Raw genomic sequence first — 18,356 nt, forward strand, 5'->3', positions numbered from 1 at the left:
ATTAAAAACGAAAAAAGTTGATATACATAACATTTAATTTTTTATTATCAACGTGTTAATTTATTGGTTGTGAGATGTGATTAGTTTATAATGGCGAAAGGGTAATGTATTGCTTTGTCTAGCTTTGATTTATAATCTTAATTTCTTGGCACATTATTAGGTCAAGTTTTTGCTATAATGCACTTTATCTTTTAACAAGTATAATACTTTATGCAAGAGCTTACAGATAAAGAATTGCTACGTTATGATAGGCAAATTACACTACATGGCTTTGATGTTGAAAAACAGCAGATACTAAAAAGCAGTTCAGTATTAATTATTGGATTAGGTGGTCTTGGTTGTGCTGCGTCCTTATATTTAGCTGCCTCAGGAGTGGGAAAATTAACTTTATTGGATTTTGATATTGTGTCAAAATCAAACTTAAATAGGCAAGTTTTATATACTGAAAAGTCAATTAATCATTATAAAGTGGATGAAGCAAAACTTGCGCTATGTAAAATTAATAATGATATTGTCATTGAATCCATTAATCAACAACTTGATGATAGTGATCTTATTTCGCTTATAAAACAGCATAATATTGTGATTGATTGTACGGATAATTTAATCACTCGTGAGCAAATTAATCGTTGTTGTTTTCAGTCCAAAACGCCATTGGTTTCGGGGTCGGCTATTCGGATGGAAGGGTTATTGACTGTCTTTACTTATCAACAAGACGAGCCATGTTATTACTGCTTAAGTCGCTTGTTCGGTAATGATCAGTTAACTTGTATTGAAGCTGGAGTATTGGCGCCACTAGTTGGTATGTTTGGTTCCATGCAAGCATTAGAAGCAATAAAGGTATTAACTCATTATGGTGTTCCTTTAGTGAGAAGGTTGCTTATTGTTGATGTAATGACGATGCAATTTAACCAAGTTACATTTCCAAAACAACCTAATTGTTATGTATGTGCTAGTAATATAAATCAGATAAAATAATGAAAATTAATCGTATCATTTTAGCACCTATGGAAGGTGTGCTTGATTATCATGTTAGGCAAATTTTAACTGAAATTAATGAATTTGATTATTGTGTTACTGAATTTATTCGGGTTACCCATCATAAATTATCAAATCAAACTTTTTATCGTTTTTGTCCTGAACTTTATCATGGCGGCAAAACTATATCAGGTACACCAGTTCGTATTCAGCTTTTAGGGCAATCACCGCAATGGATGGCAGAAAATGCAGCGAAAGCGATTGAGTTGGGATCTTACGGTGTTGATATCAATTTTGGTTGTCCTGCTAAAACTGTAGTTGGAAGCCAAGGCGGTGCGTATTTATTGCAATACCCTGAACAAATTTTTAATATTGTCAGTCAAGTTCGACAAGCTATTGCAGCTACTGACACATTATCTGTGAAAATTCGGTTAGGTTGGGATGATAAATCGTATTGTTATGAAATAGCTAATGCTATTCAACTAGCTGGCGCAAATGAAATTGTTATTCATGGTAGAACTAAAATAGATGGTTACAGATCCGATAAAATTGATTGGCAAACGATAGGTAAAATTAAAAAAAAACTGAATATTCCTGTTATTGCTAATGGTGAAATTTTTTCGATTGATAATGCTAAAAGTTGCATAACCCAGAGCTTAACTACTGATATTATGCTTGGTCGTGGAATACTCAATACTCCTAATTTAGCCAATGTAATTCGTTTCAGACAGTTAGCATTACCTTGGAATCAGGTTATGCAAATTCTAATTCGTTATGCAACAACACCTATTGATGACGCCAAACCTTTGTACCACTCAGCACGAATTAAGCAATGGCTTGCTTATCTTCGACAGCAGTATCCTCAAGCTTTGGCGCTTTTACAAAGTATTCGAATTTTTAAAACACAAAAAGAAGTTTCTGATTTTTTAATTTCCTTCAGTAATAATGATATGAATTAAAAGATATCTAAAAAAATAGAATAAATTTTATTATTGAGATGTATAAAGTTGTCCTAATGCAATTAAATTAAGGGTTAATTTAAAAAATTAATTGTCCACTCTTTTTTATGTTTATGATTTTTTCTTTCAAAAATTTTATCATTGACAATAATTAAGACAATAAGGCTGGCTATTATTCAATAGGCATAAAAGATAATATAACAAAGGGTTATCCATAATTAAAAGCAGACTATCTTGTTAGTGAGTATATAATTTATTGCATAACTTTGTTATAGTGTACAAGTTGTAAGTTTTTTATAAAATAGAGAGGCAGGAATGATGCTTGGTAAGCGACAATCGGATACAACATTAGAATGGTTTTTATCTCATTGCCATATTCATAAATATCCAGCAAAAAGCACCCTTATTCATCAAGGCGAAAAAGCAGAGACTCTCTATTATATTGTTAAAGGTTCAGTTGCAGTTTTAATTAAGGATGATGAAGGCAATGAAATGATCCTGTCATATTTAAATCAAGGACAATTTTTAGGTGAAATCGGACTTTTTGAAGAAGGTACCGAGCGAAGCGCTTGGGTTAAAGCCAAAATAAGTTGTGAAGTAGCTGAAATATCTTACAAAAAATTTAAACAGCTTGTGCAAGTTAATCCCGATATTTTAATGCGATTGGCTAGCCAAATGGCAAGTAGATTACAAGTTACATCTGAAAAAGTAAGTAATTTGGCGTTTTTAGACGTGGCAGGACGTATTGCTCAAACCTTATTAAATCTTGCCAAACAACCTGATGCCATGACACACCCTGATGGCATGCAAATCAAAATTACTCGTCAAGAAATAGGTCAAATTGTTGGTTGTTCTCGCGAAACCGTTGGACGTATTTTAAAAATGTTGGAAGACCAACATCTTATTTCTGCACATGGTAAAACGATTGTAGTTTACGGCACACGTTAATTATACGATTACTAGAGCTTAGTCATAAAATGATTGTTACGATATGAGATATAACATGACACAAGAAAGATGTATTCCTAGTCATGTGGCTATAATTATGGATGGAAATGGTCGCTGGGCAAAGCAACGAAATCAGTTACGTGTGGTCGGTCATCGCGCCGGCTTGAAAGCTGTGCGTAAAATTGTTATGCATGCTGCAAGTATAGGCGTAAAAGTATTGACTTTATATGCATTTAGTAGCGAAAACTGGAAACGTTCTTCAAGCGAAGTTTCAGCACTGATTTCACTTTTTATTTATGCGTTAAATCGAGAAATGAAAACGTTAAATAAAAATAATATTCGTTTAAATATTATAGGTGATATTTCACGTTTTAATGATCAGCTTCAAACGATGATTATTAATTCCGAAGCATTGACTAAAAATAATTCGGGACTTGTATTGAATATTGCAGCAAACTATGGCGGACGCTGGGATATATTGCATTCTGCTAAAAATATTGCAAAGCAGGTTATGCAAGGTGAATTAATGGTAGATGAAATTACGGAAGATCGATTTGGTTTGGAAATGTGTATGAGTGACCAGCCTGAGGTAGATCTTGTTATTCGTACGGGTGGTGAATATCGTATTAGTAATTTTTTATTATGGCAAATTGCTTATGCAGAACTTTATTTTACTGATGTTTTGTGGCCTGATTTCAATCAGGTATTATTTGATGAAGCAATTAATGAATTTAATACCAGAGAACGACGCTTTGGTGGTATTTTAGTAGAGGAATAATAATTATGTTAATTCACCGTATATTTGCAGCTATTGTACTTATACCTTTAGTGATTCTAGCGCTTTTTTTAGCTCCATTATCCATATTTGTTTTTATAATGATTGTTGTATGTGGATTAGCCGGTTGGGAATGGGCACAGTTTTTTGGTATTATTAATAAACAAACAAAATTATGTTTCGCATTAGCTGTCGTTCTATTATTGAATTTACTTTATTTGGCTCCGATATCTACAGAAGTAAAATTGAAATTATATAGTGTATTATTATTACTCTCCATTGTTTGGTGGTTAGTTGCACTAGCTTTGGTGGCTAGTTATCCTCGTATTGCTAAATATTGGAGAAGCTCTTTAATTGCCAAGTTATTATTTGCTTTTTTTACAATAGTTCCCTTCTTTATTGGTATGATTGAGCTAAGAGCGATTGATTACACTATTAATTCTTATACAGGTGCATTTTGGCTTCTTTATGTTTTTGCTTTGGTTTGGGCAACAGATACGGGGGCATATTTTGTTGGGCGTAGTTTTGGAAAACGAAAATTAGCTGCTAAAGTATCTCCAAGTAAAACTATTGAAGGTTTTATAGGGGGAGTTAGTGTTGCCATTGTAATCAGTTTTATTGCATATCTTTCAGGCATATTTAAGATCAATTTTGTTATTTTTTTGATTAGTTCTATGTTTGCAATTTTTGCTTCGGTCCTTGGTGATTTAACAGAAAGTATGTTTAAACGAGAAGCCGGCATAAAAGATAGTGGGAACTTGATTCCAGGTCATGGCGGTATTTTAGATCGGATAGATAGCTTGACTGCTGCAGTTCCAATTTTTGCTACTTTTTCTTTATATTTATTGTAAAAAGGTTATAAATTTTGCTTTGGTCACTGTTGTTATTTCTTATTACAATCAGTATATTAGTTACTGTGCATGAATTTGGGCATTTTTTTATTGCACGGTTATGTGGTGTACGTGTTGAGTGTTTTTCTATAGGCTTTGGTAAAAAGTTGTGGTCACATAAGTTTTCAAGTGGAACAGAATTTGTAATTGCTATGATTCCACTAGGCGGTTATGTTAAAATGCTCGATAAAAATGTAAAAACAGTATCGGTAGAATATAAAAAATTTGCTTATGATGAAAAGAAAATCTGGCAAAGAGCTGCAATTATATTTGCTGGTCCTTTAGCTAATTTTGTATTAGCATTTATTCTTTATTGGATTATTTTTTTGATGGGCATAGTAACTTATCCTGTCAAAATCGAAGGTACGATACCGAATACACCAGCAGCAACGATTAATATTCCTGCTGGTGTAGAATTAAAAAAAATAAATAATATTGATATTGAAAGTTGGAATGATGTGAATTTAGTACTGATATCTCTTCTTGGGAAAGATAGTATCTCTCTTTCATATTTAGAAGATGTTGGTAATAATAACCGAAAAGAAATCAAAAAAAATGTTGATATAAGTCATTGGCATTTTGATGTTGAAAAAGAATCTGCGATTAAAACATTTGGATTTATACCTAAAACATTGGAAATTTATCCAATTGTGAGTAGAATTATATCAGGATCGGTGGCTGAGAAGGCTGGATTGCAAATAGGTGACAAAATTATAAGCTATGATGGTTGCCCCTATGAAAATTGGGATGATTTTGCAGCTACAATAAAAAAGGGTAAACAAATAAGATTAAAAGTTGAGCGAGAAAATGAGATCCTTGATTTTGATCTTAAACCGGCAATTCAAAAAAATGGCGAAGGTATAGTGGGACTATATCCAACCTCAACTGCTGTACTTAAGCAGTATGGCTTTTTAGACGGATTTAGTAAAGGAATTGAACAAGCAGTGTTGACAATTCGGTTAACTGCACGTTCTCTTTATCAGTTGGTAACAGGTGTTATTGGTCTAAATCAATTATCAGGACCAATAACTATAGCAAAAAGCGCAGGGCAAACAGCAAGTTATGGTTTTACACCTTACTTATATTTTCTAGCTTTTATTAGTATAAGTTTAGGTGTTATCAATCTTGTTCCATTACCCATGTTAGATGGCGGGCACCTTATTTTTCTATTATTTGAAAAAATAAATGGTAAAGCGCTATCCAATAAAGCAAAGGAGCAATTTTTTCGTATTGGATTTGTTTTATTAATGGTAATAATGGGAATTGCACTATTTAATGATTTTTTACGATTGTGATGGGATGGGGTTATAAACATTTACAATGAAAATAAATAAATTACTTATAGCATCTTTGCTGTTCAGTTCTACAGCAGTATATAGTTCCAATGCCTTTTGTGCTGAAGAATTTGTTGTGCGAGATATTCAATTTGATGGCTTGCAGCGAGTTACTGAAGGGGCTGCTTTACTTGATATGCCAATTCAAGTTGGTGATTATGTGAGCGATTCAGATCTGGGACACATCATCAAATCACTTTATTCTAGTGGAAACTTTGACAATATCACTGTTTCTAGAGATGGCGATCGTTTAATCGTTCATGTTCAAGAACGCCCAACAATAGCTAGCATTAATTTTTCAGGCAATAAAGCAATTAAAGATGACATGCTTAAAAAGAATTTAGACAGTTCAGGTATTCGAGAAGGTGATGCATTAGATCGCACTATGCTTTCTGTAATAGAAAAAGGCTTGGAAGATTTTTATTATAGTGTGGGTAAATATAATGCTCAGGTTAAGGCTGTTATAACACCATTGTCTCGTAACCGAGTTGATTTAAAAATAGTAGTAGCTGAGGGGAAATCAGCTTTAATTGATCAGATTAATATAGTTGGCGCTAAAGCTTTTTCTCCAGAAGAACTTGTTTCCCGTTTTTCATTGCGAGATGAGGTTCCGTGGTGGAATATGTTTGGTGATCGAAAGTATCAAAAACAAAAATTAGCAGCTGATTTAGATGAATTACAAAGCTTTTATTTAAATCGCGGCTATGCTCGTTTCAATATTGAATCAACGCAAGTTAGCTTAACCCCTGATAAAAAAGGTATATATGTTACTATAAATATTCATGAAGGAGAGCAATATAAGCTATCTAATTTAGACTTTAGAGGTAATTTTGCAGGGCATAAAGAAGCAATTGCCAAAATAGCTAACGAACGTATTTCAATTGGTGAACTTTATAATGGTCAAAAAATAACTGAAATTGAAGATAAGGTTAAACAGCTACTTGCAAATTATGGTTATGCTTATCCACGCATTAATGTTCAACCTGAAATGGATGATTCCGCACATACTGTTAAATTAGTCGTAATGGTTGATGTAGGAAAACGCTATTATGTTCGTAATATCAATATTGATGGAAACACCGTGACAAGTGAAGGTGTTGTGCGCCGGGAGCTTCGCCAAATGGAGGGCGCTTGGTTAAGCAATGGATTAGTTGAGTTAGGGAAAGAACGTATAAGCCGATTAGGTTTTTTTGATACTGTTGAGGTAAGTACAGAACGTGTTCCCGGTGTAGAAGATCAGGTTGATGTAACTTATAAAGTGGTTGAACGCAATACTGGTAGCATTAAACTGGGTATTGGGATTGGTTCTGATAGTGGATTAAGCTTTAATGCGGGGATATCACAAGATAACTGGTTAGGAACCGGTAATAGTGTGTCATTTGATGTTAATACGACAAATACTGATAAGACAGCTTCAATATCAATTTTGAACCCATATTTCACCGTTGATGGGGTAAGTTTAGGAGGAAGCTTATATTATAATACTTACAAAGCAGATGATGACGATGACGAATCTGTTTATTCAAGTAAAGTATGGGGCGTTTCAGCAAGTTTAGGCTTCCCACTTAGTGAAAATAACTTTATTCGATTTGGTACTGAATTTACTAATCATAAATTATCTGATATGCGCGCTCAGTACGGTATGTGGCGCTACTTTGATTCAATGGGCGAAAATATGCAAGACAAACGCTCAATGACTTATAATGCGAATGATTTATTGTTAAATGCTTATTGGACTTATAATTCTCTTAATAGAGGTTATTTCCCAACATCAGGTCTAAAAATAACAGCAAATGCTAAAATAACTGCCCCATTATTTGATAATCGATTCTATAAAATTGTTACTGATGCATCATATTATTATCCAATTGATTCAGACCATAACTGGGTATTTCTAGCGCGTGGTCGCTTGGGATATGGTAATGGGTTTGGAGGTAAACAATTGCCATTTTATGAGAATTTTTATGCTGGTGGCTCAACAGTTCTTCGTGGCTTTAAATCCAATACTGTAGGTCCTAAAGCCATTTACTTTAACAATGAAGGCTGTGATGGACTGAATAATACGCTAAAATGTACAGAGTCTAAGGATGCAGTAGGTGGTAATGCATTAGCATTTACAAGTGTAGAATTGATTGTTCCAACCCCATTTGTGAGTGAGAAATATGCTAATAGTATTCGCACATCGTTCTTTGTGGATGCAGGTACTGTTTGGGATTCTGAATGGAAGCTAAAAGGTAATAATATGCCAGATTATAGCTCTCCTTCTGATATTCGTGTATCAGCTGGTATTGCTGTTCAATGGATGTCACCATTAGGACCATTGGTCTTTTCTTATGCTCAACCGCTTAAGAAATTTGATGGTGATTCAGCTCAACAATTTCAGTTTAATATAGGTTCAACGTGGTAATATACGCGTTGTATAAATAAAAATACAAATAGGTGAAAAAAGTGAAAAAAATTATATCAATTCTTGGTATTAGTGCTACGTTCTTCTTTACAGGTATCGCAAATGCAGAAGTAAAAATAGGCGTTATAGATGTAATGTCTATATTACAACGCATGCCACAACGAGAAGCAGTAGGTAAAGCATTAGATAAAGAATTTGATGCAAAAATTAAATCATTACAAGATGTTGAATCTAAGGCTAAAAATGCAAGTGCACGCTTGAAAAAAGAAGGTCAAACGTTATCTGCGTCTGAAAAAAGTAAATTAAATAAAACAATTTCTGATTTTGAAAATAAAGCTAAAGCGTTTTCAAATGAATATCGTAAACGTGAATCTGAAGAGGCAGAAAAGTTATTAGCTAAAATTCAAGAAGCAGTTAAAGATATCGTTGCAACAGAAAAATATGATCTTATTTTAAAAGCAGAAGCCGCTTTATCTGCTTCAGATTCTGTTGATATTACAGAAAAAGTGTTGGAAAAGGTCAAAAATTAATGTTGGCTTTTCGTTTAGAGCAACTAGCTAAGCATCTTGATGCAAAATTACATGGTGATGGTAATTTAACTATCACCGGTATAGCGTCAATGAAAAATGCAGTACCTGGGCAAATTACTTTTTTGTCCGACAAAAAGTTACGGAATAATTTATTGGATTGTAAAGCTTCTGCTGTAGTCTTAACAGAAGAAAATCTTAGACATTGGCATGGTGCAGCTTTAATAGTTACAAATCCTTATCTCTCTTACGCTAAATTAGCTCAATTTCTCGATACTACGCCAAATCCAGCTAAAGATATCGCTCCTTCATCAGTAATTGATCCAACGGCACAATTGGGTAAAAATGTCTCAGTAGGAGCTAATGCTGTTATTGAAAGCGGTGTGGTATTAGGTGATGAATGTATCATCGGAGCTGGTTGTTTTATAGGTAAAAATACCATAATAGGTAAAGGTACAAAATTATGGGCAAATGTTTCTATTTATCATAACTGTATAATTGGTGAAAATTGCTTAATACAATCAGGAACAGTTATTGGTGCTGATGGTTTTGGTTATGCAAATGATAAAGGTAAATGGATAAAAATTCCTCAACTTGGTCGAGTTGTTATTGGCAATAATGTTGAAATTGGAGCATCAACAACAATTGATCGCGGTGCACTTGATGATACGGTTATTGGTAATGGAGTTATTATCGATAATCAGTGTCAAATTGCACATAATGATATAATAGGTGATCATACAGCTATTGCTGGTGGCGTGATTATGGCTGGAAGCTTAACTATTGGTCGCCATTGTTTAATTGGTGGTGCAAGCGTTCTTAATGGTCATATGGAGATTTGCGATCAAGTCACTGTAACTGGTATGGGTATGGTAATGCGTCCAATAACTAAACCAGGCGTTTACTCATCAGGTATTCCTTTACAAGAAAATAAAGTATGGAGAAAAACTGCTTCTTTAGTTTTACATATTGATGAAATAAATAAACGCTTGAAATCACTTGAGAAGAAACTATTAAATGTCTCGACGTAAACGGTTTCGGTCGGTATAATGCCTGCCTATTTTATAAATTTTTTAGCTCAATTATCACTTTTAATGTAATTAAGAGCAGAATATTCAAAAATTCCGAGGTATAAAGATGCAAGTTTCGTTAGAAACAACACAAGGTGTAGGTCGACGTTTGTCAATTGCAATTAAGGCCGATGAGATTAAAAAAGCTATTGATAAAGAATTAATTAATACTGCAAAGAAAGTTCGTATAGACGGTTTCCGTAAAGGAAAAGTACCTTTGAAAATTGTTGAACAACGTTATGGTGCTTCTATTTTGCAAGATGCATTAAGCGATTTAATGCAACGAAACTTTATTGAAGCAATTATCCAAGAAAAATTGAATCCTGCAGGTGCGCCGACTTATATTCCAACCGAATATAAAAATGGTGAAGACTATACTTTTACTGTTGAATTTGAAGTTTATCCGGAAGTTGAAGTTAAAGATCTAGATAAAATTGAAATTGAAAAGCCAGTTGCAGAAGTAGTTGATGCAGATATTGAAACAATGATTGAAACGCTACGTAAACAACAAGGAACTTGGAAAGAAGTTGACCAAGATGCTAAAGAACAATTCCGTGTTACTTTAGATTTTGTTGGTAAAGTTGATGGTGAAGAATTTGAGGGCGGTAAAGCTAATGATTTTGTATTAGTATTAGGCCAAGGTCGAATGATTCCAGGTTTTGAGGATGCAATTATTGGACATAAAGTTGGTGATAAGTTTGATATCAATGTTACTTTCCCTGAAGATTACCACTCAGAAAATTTGAAAGGTAAACCAGCCGTTTTTGCTGCAACACTTAAGAAAATTGAAGAACTTGAACTTCCTGAACTTACCAAAGAGGTTATCAAACGTTTTGGTATTGCTGATGGTACTGTTGAAAGTTTACGAGCAGAAGTTCGTAAGAACATGACTCGTGAGCTTAATGCAACAATTCGTAATAAAATTAAAACACAAGTTATTGATGGTTTAGTTAAACATAATGAGATTGATGTTCCAACAGCATTAATTGAACGTGAAGTTGATGTCTTGCGTAAGCAGGCTTTATCACGTTTTGGTGGCAACATGAAGCAACCAGTCGAATTACCAAAAGAATTGTTTGAAGTTGAAGCGAAGAGACGTGTTAGTATTGGTTTATTATTCAGTGAAATTATAGAGAAAAATAAGCTTAAAGCGGATGATTCTCGAGTTCAGTCATTAATTGATGAAATTGCGACAGCTTATGAAGATCCCAAAGAAGTTATAGAATATTATCGTAACGATAAGAAAGCGATGGATAATATTCGTTCTGTAGCTTTAGAAGATCAAGTTGTTGATCTATTATTAACCAGTGCAAAAGTAACAGATAAAAAATATTCTTTTTCTGAATTAATGAATCAGCAAGTAGCATAATTATTAGCTGTTTAATTTAATCTAAATAAGATCACTATAAAGCCCAAATAAGGAATATCTGTTTGGGCTATTTTGTTTAAATAGGAGATAAAAATGTCTTTAGAACCATACATGAGTGTTATCCCAATGGTTGTTGAGCAGAGTTCTCGTGGTGAGCGAGCTTATGATATTTATTCAAGGTTATTAAAAGAGCGCATTATTTTCTTAACTGGTCAGGTCGAAGATAATATGGCTAACCTTGTTATCGCTCAAATGCTATTTTTAGAAGCTGAAAATCCAGAAAAAGATATTTATTTATATATTAACTCACCTGGTGGTGTAGTGACAGCAGGTATGGCTATTTATGACACAATGCAATTTATTAAGCCAGATGTAAGTACAATTTGTCTTGGTCAGGCTTGTTCAATGGGTTCCTTACTTTTAACTGCTGGAACTAAAGGGAAGCGTTATTGTTTGCCTAATGCTCGTGTAATGATTCATCAACCATTAGGTGGTTTTCAAGGACAGGCTTCTGATATTCAAATTCATGCTCAAGAAATTTTACAGGTTAAAAGTCGATTAAATAATATTTTATCGTTACATACAGGACAAGATATTAGTGTAATTGAAAAAGATACTGATCGTGATAATTTTATGTCTGCTGAAAAAGCAGTTGAATATGGCTTGGTTGATGCCATATATAACAAACGATCTTAAAAATATAGGTAGGTGGTAAAAGTGAATAAAGAAAGTTCAGAAAAATTACTCTATTGTACTTTTTGTGGTAAAAGTGAACATGAAGTTCGTAAACTGATTGCTGGACCAGCATCTATATATATCTGTAACGAATGTGTCGGATTATGTAATGATATTTTAAAAGAAGAAACAAAAAGCTTTCTTTCACATGAAGAGTTCATCAATAAGCCATTGCCAACACCACATGAAATTCGAGCACATCTTGATGAATATGTTATTGGTCAAGATTATGCAAAGAAAGTTTTATCTGTTGCTGTTTATAATCACTATAAGCGTTTACGTAATTATACTAGCAGTAAGGATGTCGAGTTAGGTAAGAGTAATATTTTATTAATTGGTCCTACTGGTAGTGGTAAAACATTATTGGCAGAGACATTAGCTCGGTTTTTAGATGTACCTTTTGCAATGACTGATGCCACAACATTAACTGAAGCGGGTTACGTTGGTGAAGATGTTGAAAATATTATTCAGAAATTACTGCAAAATTGTGATTATGATGTGGAAAAAGCGCAACGTGGGATTATTTATGTCGATGAAATCGATAAAATAACTCGAAAATCAGATAATCCATCTATTACAAGAGATGTATCAGGAGAAGGTGTTCAACAGGCTTTGTTAAAGATTATTGAAGGAACTATTGCTTCAGTTCCCCCTAAAGGCGGTCGTAAACACCCTCAACAAGAATTTTTACAAGTTGATACCTCAAAAATCCTTTTTATTTGCGGTGGTGCTTTTAGTGGGTTAGACAAGGTAATTGAAAATCGTGTTTCAACTAATACTGGAATAGGTTTTGGTGCTGAAGTAAAAAGTACTAAACAAAGGGCTTCTGAATCTGAATTATTAGCTAAGATAGAAGCTGAAGACTTAGTTAAATTTGGATTAATTCCAGAATTTATTGGTCGGCTACCTGTTATTGGTACTCTTTCTGAATTGGACAAGGAAGCATTAATTAGTATTTTAACTGAGCCTAAAAATGCTTTAACTAAGCAATATCAAGCATTATTTGAACTGGATGGTGTTGATCTTGAGTTTTCTAAAGAATCATTAGATGCTATAGCAATAAAAGCGATGAAACGTAAAACTGGTGCACGAGGTTTACGTTCAATAGTAGAAAATATTTTACTTGATACTATGTATGATTTGCCTTCAATGAACAGTATTAAACAAGTCGTTGTTGAACAAGATACAGTAGAAAAATCTCAAGCACCAAAATTAGTCTATCGTAATGATACAGAACTTACTGGTTAGATACCTCTACTTGCTGCTATTTTGTTAGCAGTAAGTAAAGAATAAATAATGAAATTTAACATTAAAATTCTGAATGATTTTATCAACCATGTTTTAAGGATAATACATATTATAAACAATAAAAAATAGGCTTGAATACCTTAAAACGATCCCAATATCTATCAAATGGGGTTGTACTACTAGAGAGAAAAAAATGAAAACAAAACAAACTAAACAAATGATTATGCCTATTTTACCATTACGCGATGTTGTCGTGTTCCCTCATATGGTAATTCCTCTCTTTGTCGGACGAAATAAATCAATACGTTGCCTTGAAAGTGCAATGGAAATGGATAAACAAGTCTTTCTTGTGACACAAAAAAACCCATCTCAAGATGACCCTGATGTTGATGATTTATATGAAATCGGCACTGTGGCTAATATTTTGCAATTACTTCAATTACCAGACGGAACTGTGAAAGTTTTAGTTGAAGGGGTTGAGCGTGCTAAAATTTTGGATATTGTTGAACAAGATGAAGATGATTTTTTAATAGCAAATATTAAACCTCTTAGAGAAAAGAAAAATCCAGAGGATTTAAATGAAGCATTAATTCGTGTAGTGCTATCTAATTTCGAAGAATATTCAAAACTTAATAAAAAAATTACCCAAGAAGTAGTTGATTCCATTAGATTAATTAAAGAACCTTCACAATTATCTGATTCGATTGCTGCAACTTTATTTTTGAAGGTTGAACAAAAGCAGCAAATTTTAATAACAGCTGATCTTGAAAAACGGTTTGAATTGCTTATTGCAATGATGGAAGCTGAGATCGATTTGTTACAAGTTGAAAAAAATATTCGGCAACGTGTTAAACAACAAATGGAAAAAGCACAGAAAGAATATTATCTTAACGAACAAATCAAAGCAATTCATAAAGAGTTAGGTGATATAGATAATAAACCTGATGAATATGAAGAATTAAAAAATAAAATTACTAAAGCAAAAATGCCTCAAGAAGCAACAGATAAAGCCTTGGCAGAACTAAATAAATTGAGAATGATGCCAGCAATGTCAGCTGAGGCAACTGTTGTGCGTGGTTATATAGATTGGATGATACAAGTGCCTTGGTATAAGCGTAGTAAAGTCAAGAAAAGTATAGAAGGTGCAAAAAAAGTATTAGATAAAGATCATTATGGCCTTGAAAGAGTAAAAGACCGGATTTTAGAGTACTTAGCAGTACAAGGTCGAGTAAATAAAGTTAAAGGTCCAATTTTATGTTTAGTTGGACCTCCAGGTGTTGGTAAAACTTCACTTGGTCAATCAATTGCTAAAGCAACAGGCCGCCAATATGTTCGAATGGCGTTAGGGGGAGTACGTGATGAAGCTGAAATTCGTGGGCACAGACGTACATATATTGGTTCTATGCCGGGAAAATTAATTCAACGAATGGTTAAAGTCGGGGTTAAAAATCCATTATTCTTATTAGATGAAATTGACAAAATGGCATCTGATATGCGAGGGGATCCCGCATCAGCTTTATTAGAAGTACTTGATCCTGAGCAAAATAATGCTTTTAGTGATCACTATTTAGAAGTTGATTACGATTTATCCGATGTAATGTTTGTTGCTACAGCAAATTCAATGAATATTCCTGCGCCATTATTGGATCGTATGGAGGTTATTCGCCTTTCTGGTTATACAGAAGATGAAAAGTTGAATATTGCCAAACAGCATTTAATTACAAAACAACTTGAAAATAACGGTTTGAAGCAAAAAGAAATTAGTATTGAAGATTCTGCTATTATCGGCATTATTCGTTATTATACTCGAGAAGCAGGGGTTCGAAGCTTAGAGAGAGAAATTGCAAAAATTTGTCGTAAAGTTGTTAAACAATTAGCTTTGGATAATAAGTTGAAAAAAGTGATAATTACTCAAGATAATCTTAAAGATTACTTAGGTGTGCAGCGCTTTGATTATGGTAAAACAAATAATGAAAATCGTATTGGAGAAGTGGTTGGCCTTGCTTGGACAGAAGTAGGTGGAGACTTACTAACTATTGAATCTGCCAGTGTGCCAGGTAAAGGTAAATTAACTTATACAGGATCACTCGGTGATGTGATGCAAGAGTCTATTCAAACGGCATTAACTGTTGTACGGGCTCGTGCAGAAAAATTAGGTATAAATAGCGATTTTTACGAAAAACGTGATATCCATGTGCATGTACCTGATGGGGCAACTCCAAAAGACGGACCAAGTGCAGGTATTGCAATGTGTACTTCACTCATTTCAACGTTAACTGGTAATCCTGTTCGTTCTGATGTTGCTATGACTGGTGAGATAACATTACGTGGAGAAGTTTTACCAATAGGTGGGCTAAAAGAGAAGTTACTAGCTGCGCATCGAGGTGGAATTAAAATTGCACTTATTCCAATTGATAATATTAAAGATTTGGAAGAAATACCAGATAATGTTAAAGCAGAAATTGATATTCGTCCCGTCAAATGGATTGATGAGGTAATTACTATTGCTTTACAAAACAATCCATTTGGTATAGAGCCAGTAGCTGAAAAAGTATCATTAAAGCAAACTGCTAAAAAAACAATCAAAAAGGTAAAAAATAATGTTGGCGTATCTACTCGTTTAAATTGATTATTTTATTATAAAAAGATCAGCTTAATGTTGATCTTTTTTTATCCTTTAACATTCCTATAATAGCCAATTTAGTTAAATATGCTATACTTGCGAAATTCAACTTTCTTTTTATGGAGAATCGCAAGAAATGATGGAAACAATCCGAAATGCGGCAAATAATATTGCTGTTAAAATTATTTTTGCAGTAATCATTATTAGTTTTATCTTTACCGGTGTCGGTTATTTAGGGTTTGGTGGTAGTTCACATGATGAACAGAAATATATTGCAAAAGTAGATGGTGAAGGAATTAGTCGAGCAGAGTTTGAAGCTCAAGCTAAAGCCCAAACCGCCAATGCAGGAGGAGATAGTGCTTTTATTAAGCAACTTCGCCGTAATATATTGTCTTATCAAGTAAATAATGCTCTAGTTTATAAATTGTCAAAGGAAGTTAATACTATTATTTCTAATGATCAAATAAAAAATTATATCAGAAAACAACCTGTCTTTTTTGAAAATGGTAAATTTAATAATAAAAAGTATTTAGATTTACTTTCTGCTAATAACTATACTCCAGATAAATATGCTGAATCTTTAAGAGCATTGCTACAACAACAACAATTGATTGGTGCGCTAGTTGACAGTAGTTTTGTATTACCAGTTGATTCTGAAATATCATTATTAAAAGATCAAACAAGAACAGTTTATGCTGCTACAATAAACTCTTCTATAGTTAGTATGAATGATGTGAAAATATCAACAGAAGATGAACAAAAATATTATGATGAACATCAGAATGAATTTTTTAGGAAGGAAAGGGTAAAATTTAAGTATATTGCTAATAATAAGGAAGATTATTTTGACTCAATCTCCGTTAGTGATGAAGAAGTAAAACGAGAGTTTAATAATAATATTAAAGATTACACATTCCCTGCCAAAAAAGCTTTTAGTGTCATTTTTACAGCTGATAATCAACAAGCCAATAATATTATAAAAGATCTTTCATCTGGCATTGATTTTACTGATGTCATAAAGAATATGAACCAAAGTAGTGAAATATCACCTTACGGTAAAAATGGTTCACTAGGTTGGTTTGCTGATGATGACTCTTTACCACAAGCATTTAAAGATGCCAATTTACACCGAATCGGCGAAATTTCAAAACCTATACAAGTTGAAAGTGGTTATCTAATTGTTAAATTAGATGATTTAAAAAAATCAAAAGTAACAGATTTTGATGATGTAAAAAATAAAATCAAAACTAAACTACAAAATGAAAAAGCAGAGAAAGCTTTCATAAATACAGAAAATAAGATTAAGTCTGCACTTAGTAACAATCCAAATGATTTAGAGGTAGTAGCTAAAGAAGTAGGATTAGAGCTAAAAGAATCAGACTGGACCTATTACAATAATAACGATTCTATTTTGCGTTATCCTGAAGTTAGAGATGTTGCGTTTAGTAATGAAATGGTTGCTAATGGGAAGGCAACAAATAAAGTTTCTGATATGATTCCTGTTGGAAACGATATTAATGTTAAAGATTTTGTAATACAAGTTATTGACTATAAATCTGATGGTATTGCTCAGTTTGCTGAAGTTCAAGATATCATCAATAAAAAGCTGTATGATGATATAGCTAAGAGCCGTTTTAAATCTACTGTAGATAGTTTTATGACTGAATTAAATGAAAAAGGGAAATCTGAACATATACAATTTACTCAAAATTATAATTTGAGTAGAGAATCTAAAGAATTTGATCCGAAAGTAGTTCGCATGGTTTTTGATTTGGTACCCTCAGCAACTAACAAGCGTGTTTATGGTGTTGAATATTTAGATTATAAGAATGCTTATATTATGGCATTAACAAAATTCAAAAATCCAGAATTAAAGAGAGATATTTCGTCTGAATTGCTCCCTTTCATTAATGAAAGCACTTATTACTTTTTAATCAATGATATTCGCTCTAAAGCTAAGATTGAAATTATGCCAGATGCTAATTTGTGATATATCTCGAATAATAAAGTAAAATTGGATGAAAAAGAAAAGCCACCTTGGTGGCTTTTCTCATTTTTCGCATATTTAAAATTTTTTTGCTTAATTAGGTGAGATAGTGATAAAGCAAATTTACTTGCGTAATTATTTTAGAGGTTAATTAAATGAAACTTTTTTCACTATTATTTATTTTTTTATTTAGTATTACTTTTTCATCTTTGAGTTTCGCTGATTCATCAGTTACAGAAACGATTAAACAAGAGTCTGTGAAACAAGAACAAAAACAAGTTATTCAGGTAAATGTTAACACTGCTACCGCTGAGGAGTTAACAAAAGCTCTAACAGGAATTGGTATTAACAAGGCTCGTAAGATTATTGAATATCGTGAAAAATTTGGTGCATTTGTATCAATTGAGCAACTTAAGGAGGTCTCCGGTATTGGTCAGGCTACATTGGACAAAAATGCTGGAAAAATAACATTATAATTTGATTATCCACCGATTATTTTCGGTGGA

At 33.1% G+C, this 18,356-nt stretch carries 14 protein-coding genes and 1 pseudogene; all 15 read left to right on the plus strand.

Annotated features, from left to right (window positions below):
* Positions 1–210 precede the first annotated feature (210 nt).
* The 15 genes and pseudogenes from A9G34_RS00540 to A9G34_RS00610 all read left to right on the plus strand — a co-directional run bounded on the left by A9G34_RS00540 (position 211) and on the right by A9G34_RS00610 (position 18,326).
* Complete coding sequence (locus A9G34_RS00540) at positions 211–978, plus strand: molybdopterin-synthase adenylyltransferase MoeB (RefSeq protein ID WP_034944449.1); 768 nt, start codon at positions 211–213, stop codon at positions 976–978.
* Positions 978–1,937, plus strand: a complete 960-nt coding sequence (dusC, locus tag A9G34_RS00545; protein WP_081295221.1) for a tRNA dihydrouridine(16) synthase DusC — start codon at positions 978–980, stop codon at positions 1,935–1,937. Before A9G34_RS00540 ends, dusC begins: the two co-directional genes overlap by 1 nt.
* A 315-nt stretch (positions 1,938–2,252) precedes the next feature.
* Positions 2,253–2,885 (plus strand): cAMP-activated global transcriptional regulator CRP, encoded by a 633-nt coding sequence (crp, locus tag A9G34_RS00550; protein ID WP_034944444.1) that lies wholly within the window; start codon positions 2,253–2,255, stop codon positions 2,883–2,885.
* Between the two features lie 55 nt (positions 2,886–2,940).
* Positions 2,941–3,663 carry an isoprenyl transferase gene (locus tag A9G34_RS00555; RefSeq protein ID WP_034944441.1) on the plus strand — a complete coding sequence of 241 codons (723 nt, stop codon included), beginning with the start codon at positions 2,941–2,943 and terminating at the stop codon, positions 3,661–3,663.
* A 5-nt stretch (positions 3,664–3,668) separates the two neighbouring features.
* Positions 3,669–4,511: a phosphatidate cytidylyltransferase gene (locus tag A9G34_RS00560; protein WP_065568562.1), complete on the plus strand. Its 843-nt coding sequence runs from the start codon at positions 3,669–3,671 to the stop codon at positions 4,509–4,511.
* 14 nt (positions 4,512–4,525) lie between these two features.
* On the plus strand, positions 4,526–5,845 hold the full coding sequence (rseP, locus tag A9G34_RS00565; protein WP_176701462.1) for an RIP metalloprotease RseP: 1,320 nt from the start codon (positions 4,526–4,528) through the stop codon (positions 5,843–5,845).
* Positions 5,846–5,870: 25 nt separating this feature from the next.
* On the plus strand, positions 5,871–8,291 hold the full coding sequence (bamA, locus tag A9G34_RS00570; protein ID WP_034944427.1) for an outer membrane protein assembly factor BamA: 2,421 nt from the start codon (positions 5,871–5,873) through the stop codon (positions 8,289–8,291).
* 41 nt (positions 8,292–8,332) lie between these two features.
* Positions 8,333–8,821 (plus strand): OmpH family outer membrane protein, encoded by a 489-nt coding sequence (locus A9G34_RS00575; RefSeq protein WP_065568564.1) that lies wholly within the window; start codon positions 8,333–8,335, stop codon positions 8,819–8,821.
* Positions 8,821–9,849, plus strand: coding sequence for a UDP-3-O-(3-hydroxymyristoyl)glucosamine N-acyltransferase (gene lpxD / locus A9G34_RS00580; RefSeq protein WP_034944425.1), 1,029 nt, complete (start codon positions 8,821–8,823; stop codon positions 9,847–9,849). The genes A9G34_RS00575 and lpxD overlap by 1 nt, the downstream gene beginning before the upstream one ends.
* Positions 9,850–9,955: 106 nt before the next feature.
* Complete coding sequence (gene tig / locus A9G34_RS00585) at positions 9,956–11,257, plus strand: trigger factor (protein WP_065568565.1); 1,302 nt, start codon at positions 9,956–9,958, stop codon at positions 11,255–11,257.
* A 93-nt stretch (positions 11,258–11,350) separates the two neighbouring features.
* Positions 11,351–11,953, plus strand: coding sequence for an ATP-dependent Clp endopeptidase proteolytic subunit ClpP (gene clpP / locus A9G34_RS00590; protein WP_034944420.1), 603 nt, complete (start codon positions 11,351–11,353; stop codon positions 11,951–11,953).
* 12 nt (positions 11,954–11,965) lie between these two features.
* Positions 11,966–13,240, plus strand: coding sequence for an ATP-dependent protease ATP-binding subunit ClpX (gene clpX / locus A9G34_RS00595; RefSeq protein WP_034944412.1), 1,275 nt, complete (start codon positions 11,966–11,968; stop codon positions 13,238–13,240).
* 193 nt (positions 13,241–13,433) lie between these two features.
* Positions 13,434–15,791, plus strand: a pseudogene (gene lon / locus A9G34_RS00600) (endopeptidase La); the annotation flags it as partial.
* 208 nt (positions 15,792–15,999) lie between these two features.
* A complete protein-coding gene (locus A9G34_RS00605; protein WP_081295223.1) occupies positions 16,000–17,853 on the plus strand; it encodes a SurA N-terminal domain-containing protein in 1,854 nt (617 codons plus the stop codon).
* Between the two features lie 152 nt (positions 17,854–18,005).
* Positions 18,006–18,326 (plus strand): ComEA family DNA-binding protein, encoded by a 321-nt coding sequence (locus tag A9G34_RS00610; RefSeq protein WP_065568567.1) that lies wholly within the window; start codon positions 18,006–18,008, stop codon positions 18,324–18,326.
* Positions 18,327–18,356 lie beyond the last annotated feature (30 nt).

The sequence above is a fragment of the Gilliamella sp. Choc4-2 genome, assembly GCF_001690355.1.
GTDB lineage: Bacteria > Pseudomonadota > Gammaproteobacteria > Enterobacterales > Orbaceae > Gilliamella > Gilliamella apicola_A.

Coding starts and splice junctions, on each gene's coding strand:
- A9G34_RS00540 (WP_034944449.1), top strand. CDS start 211: ATGCAAGAGCTTACAGATAAAGAATTGCTACGTTATGATAGGCAAATT.
- dusC (WP_081295221.1), top strand. CDS start 978: ATGAAAATTAATCGTATCATTTTAGCACCTATGGAAGGTGTGCTTGAT.
- crp (WP_034944444.1), top strand. CDS start 2,253: ATGATGCTTGGTAAGCGACAATCGGATACAACATTAGAATGGTTTTTA.
- A9G34_RS00555 (WP_034944441.1), top strand. CDS start 2,941: ATGACACAAGAAAGATGTATTCCTAGTCATGTGGCTATAATTATGGAT.
- A9G34_RS00560 (WP_065568562.1), top strand. CDS start 3,669: ATGTTAATTCACCGTATATTTGCAGCTATTGTACTTATACCTTTAGTG.
- bamA (WP_034944427.1), top strand. CDS start 5,871: ATGAAAATAAATAAATTACTTATAGCATCTTTGCTGTTCAGTTCTACA.
- lpxD (WP_034944425.1), top strand. CDS start 8,821: ATGTTGGCTTTTCGTTTAGAGCAACTAGCTAAGCATCTTGATGCAAAA.
- tig (WP_065568565.1), top strand. CDS start 9,956: ATGCAAGTTTCGTTAGAAACAACACAAGGTGTAGGTCGACGTTTGTCA.
- clpP (WP_034944420.1), top strand. CDS start 11,351: ATGTCTTTAGAACCATACATGAGTGTTATCCCAATGGTTGTTGAGCAG.
- A9G34_RS00605 (WP_081295223.1), top strand. CDS start 16,000: ATGATGGAAACAATCCGAAATGCGGCAAATAATATTGCTGTTAAAATT.
- A9G34_RS00610 (WP_065568567.1), top strand. CDS start 18,006: ATGAAACTTTTTTCACTATTATTTATTTTTTTATTTAGTATTACTTTT.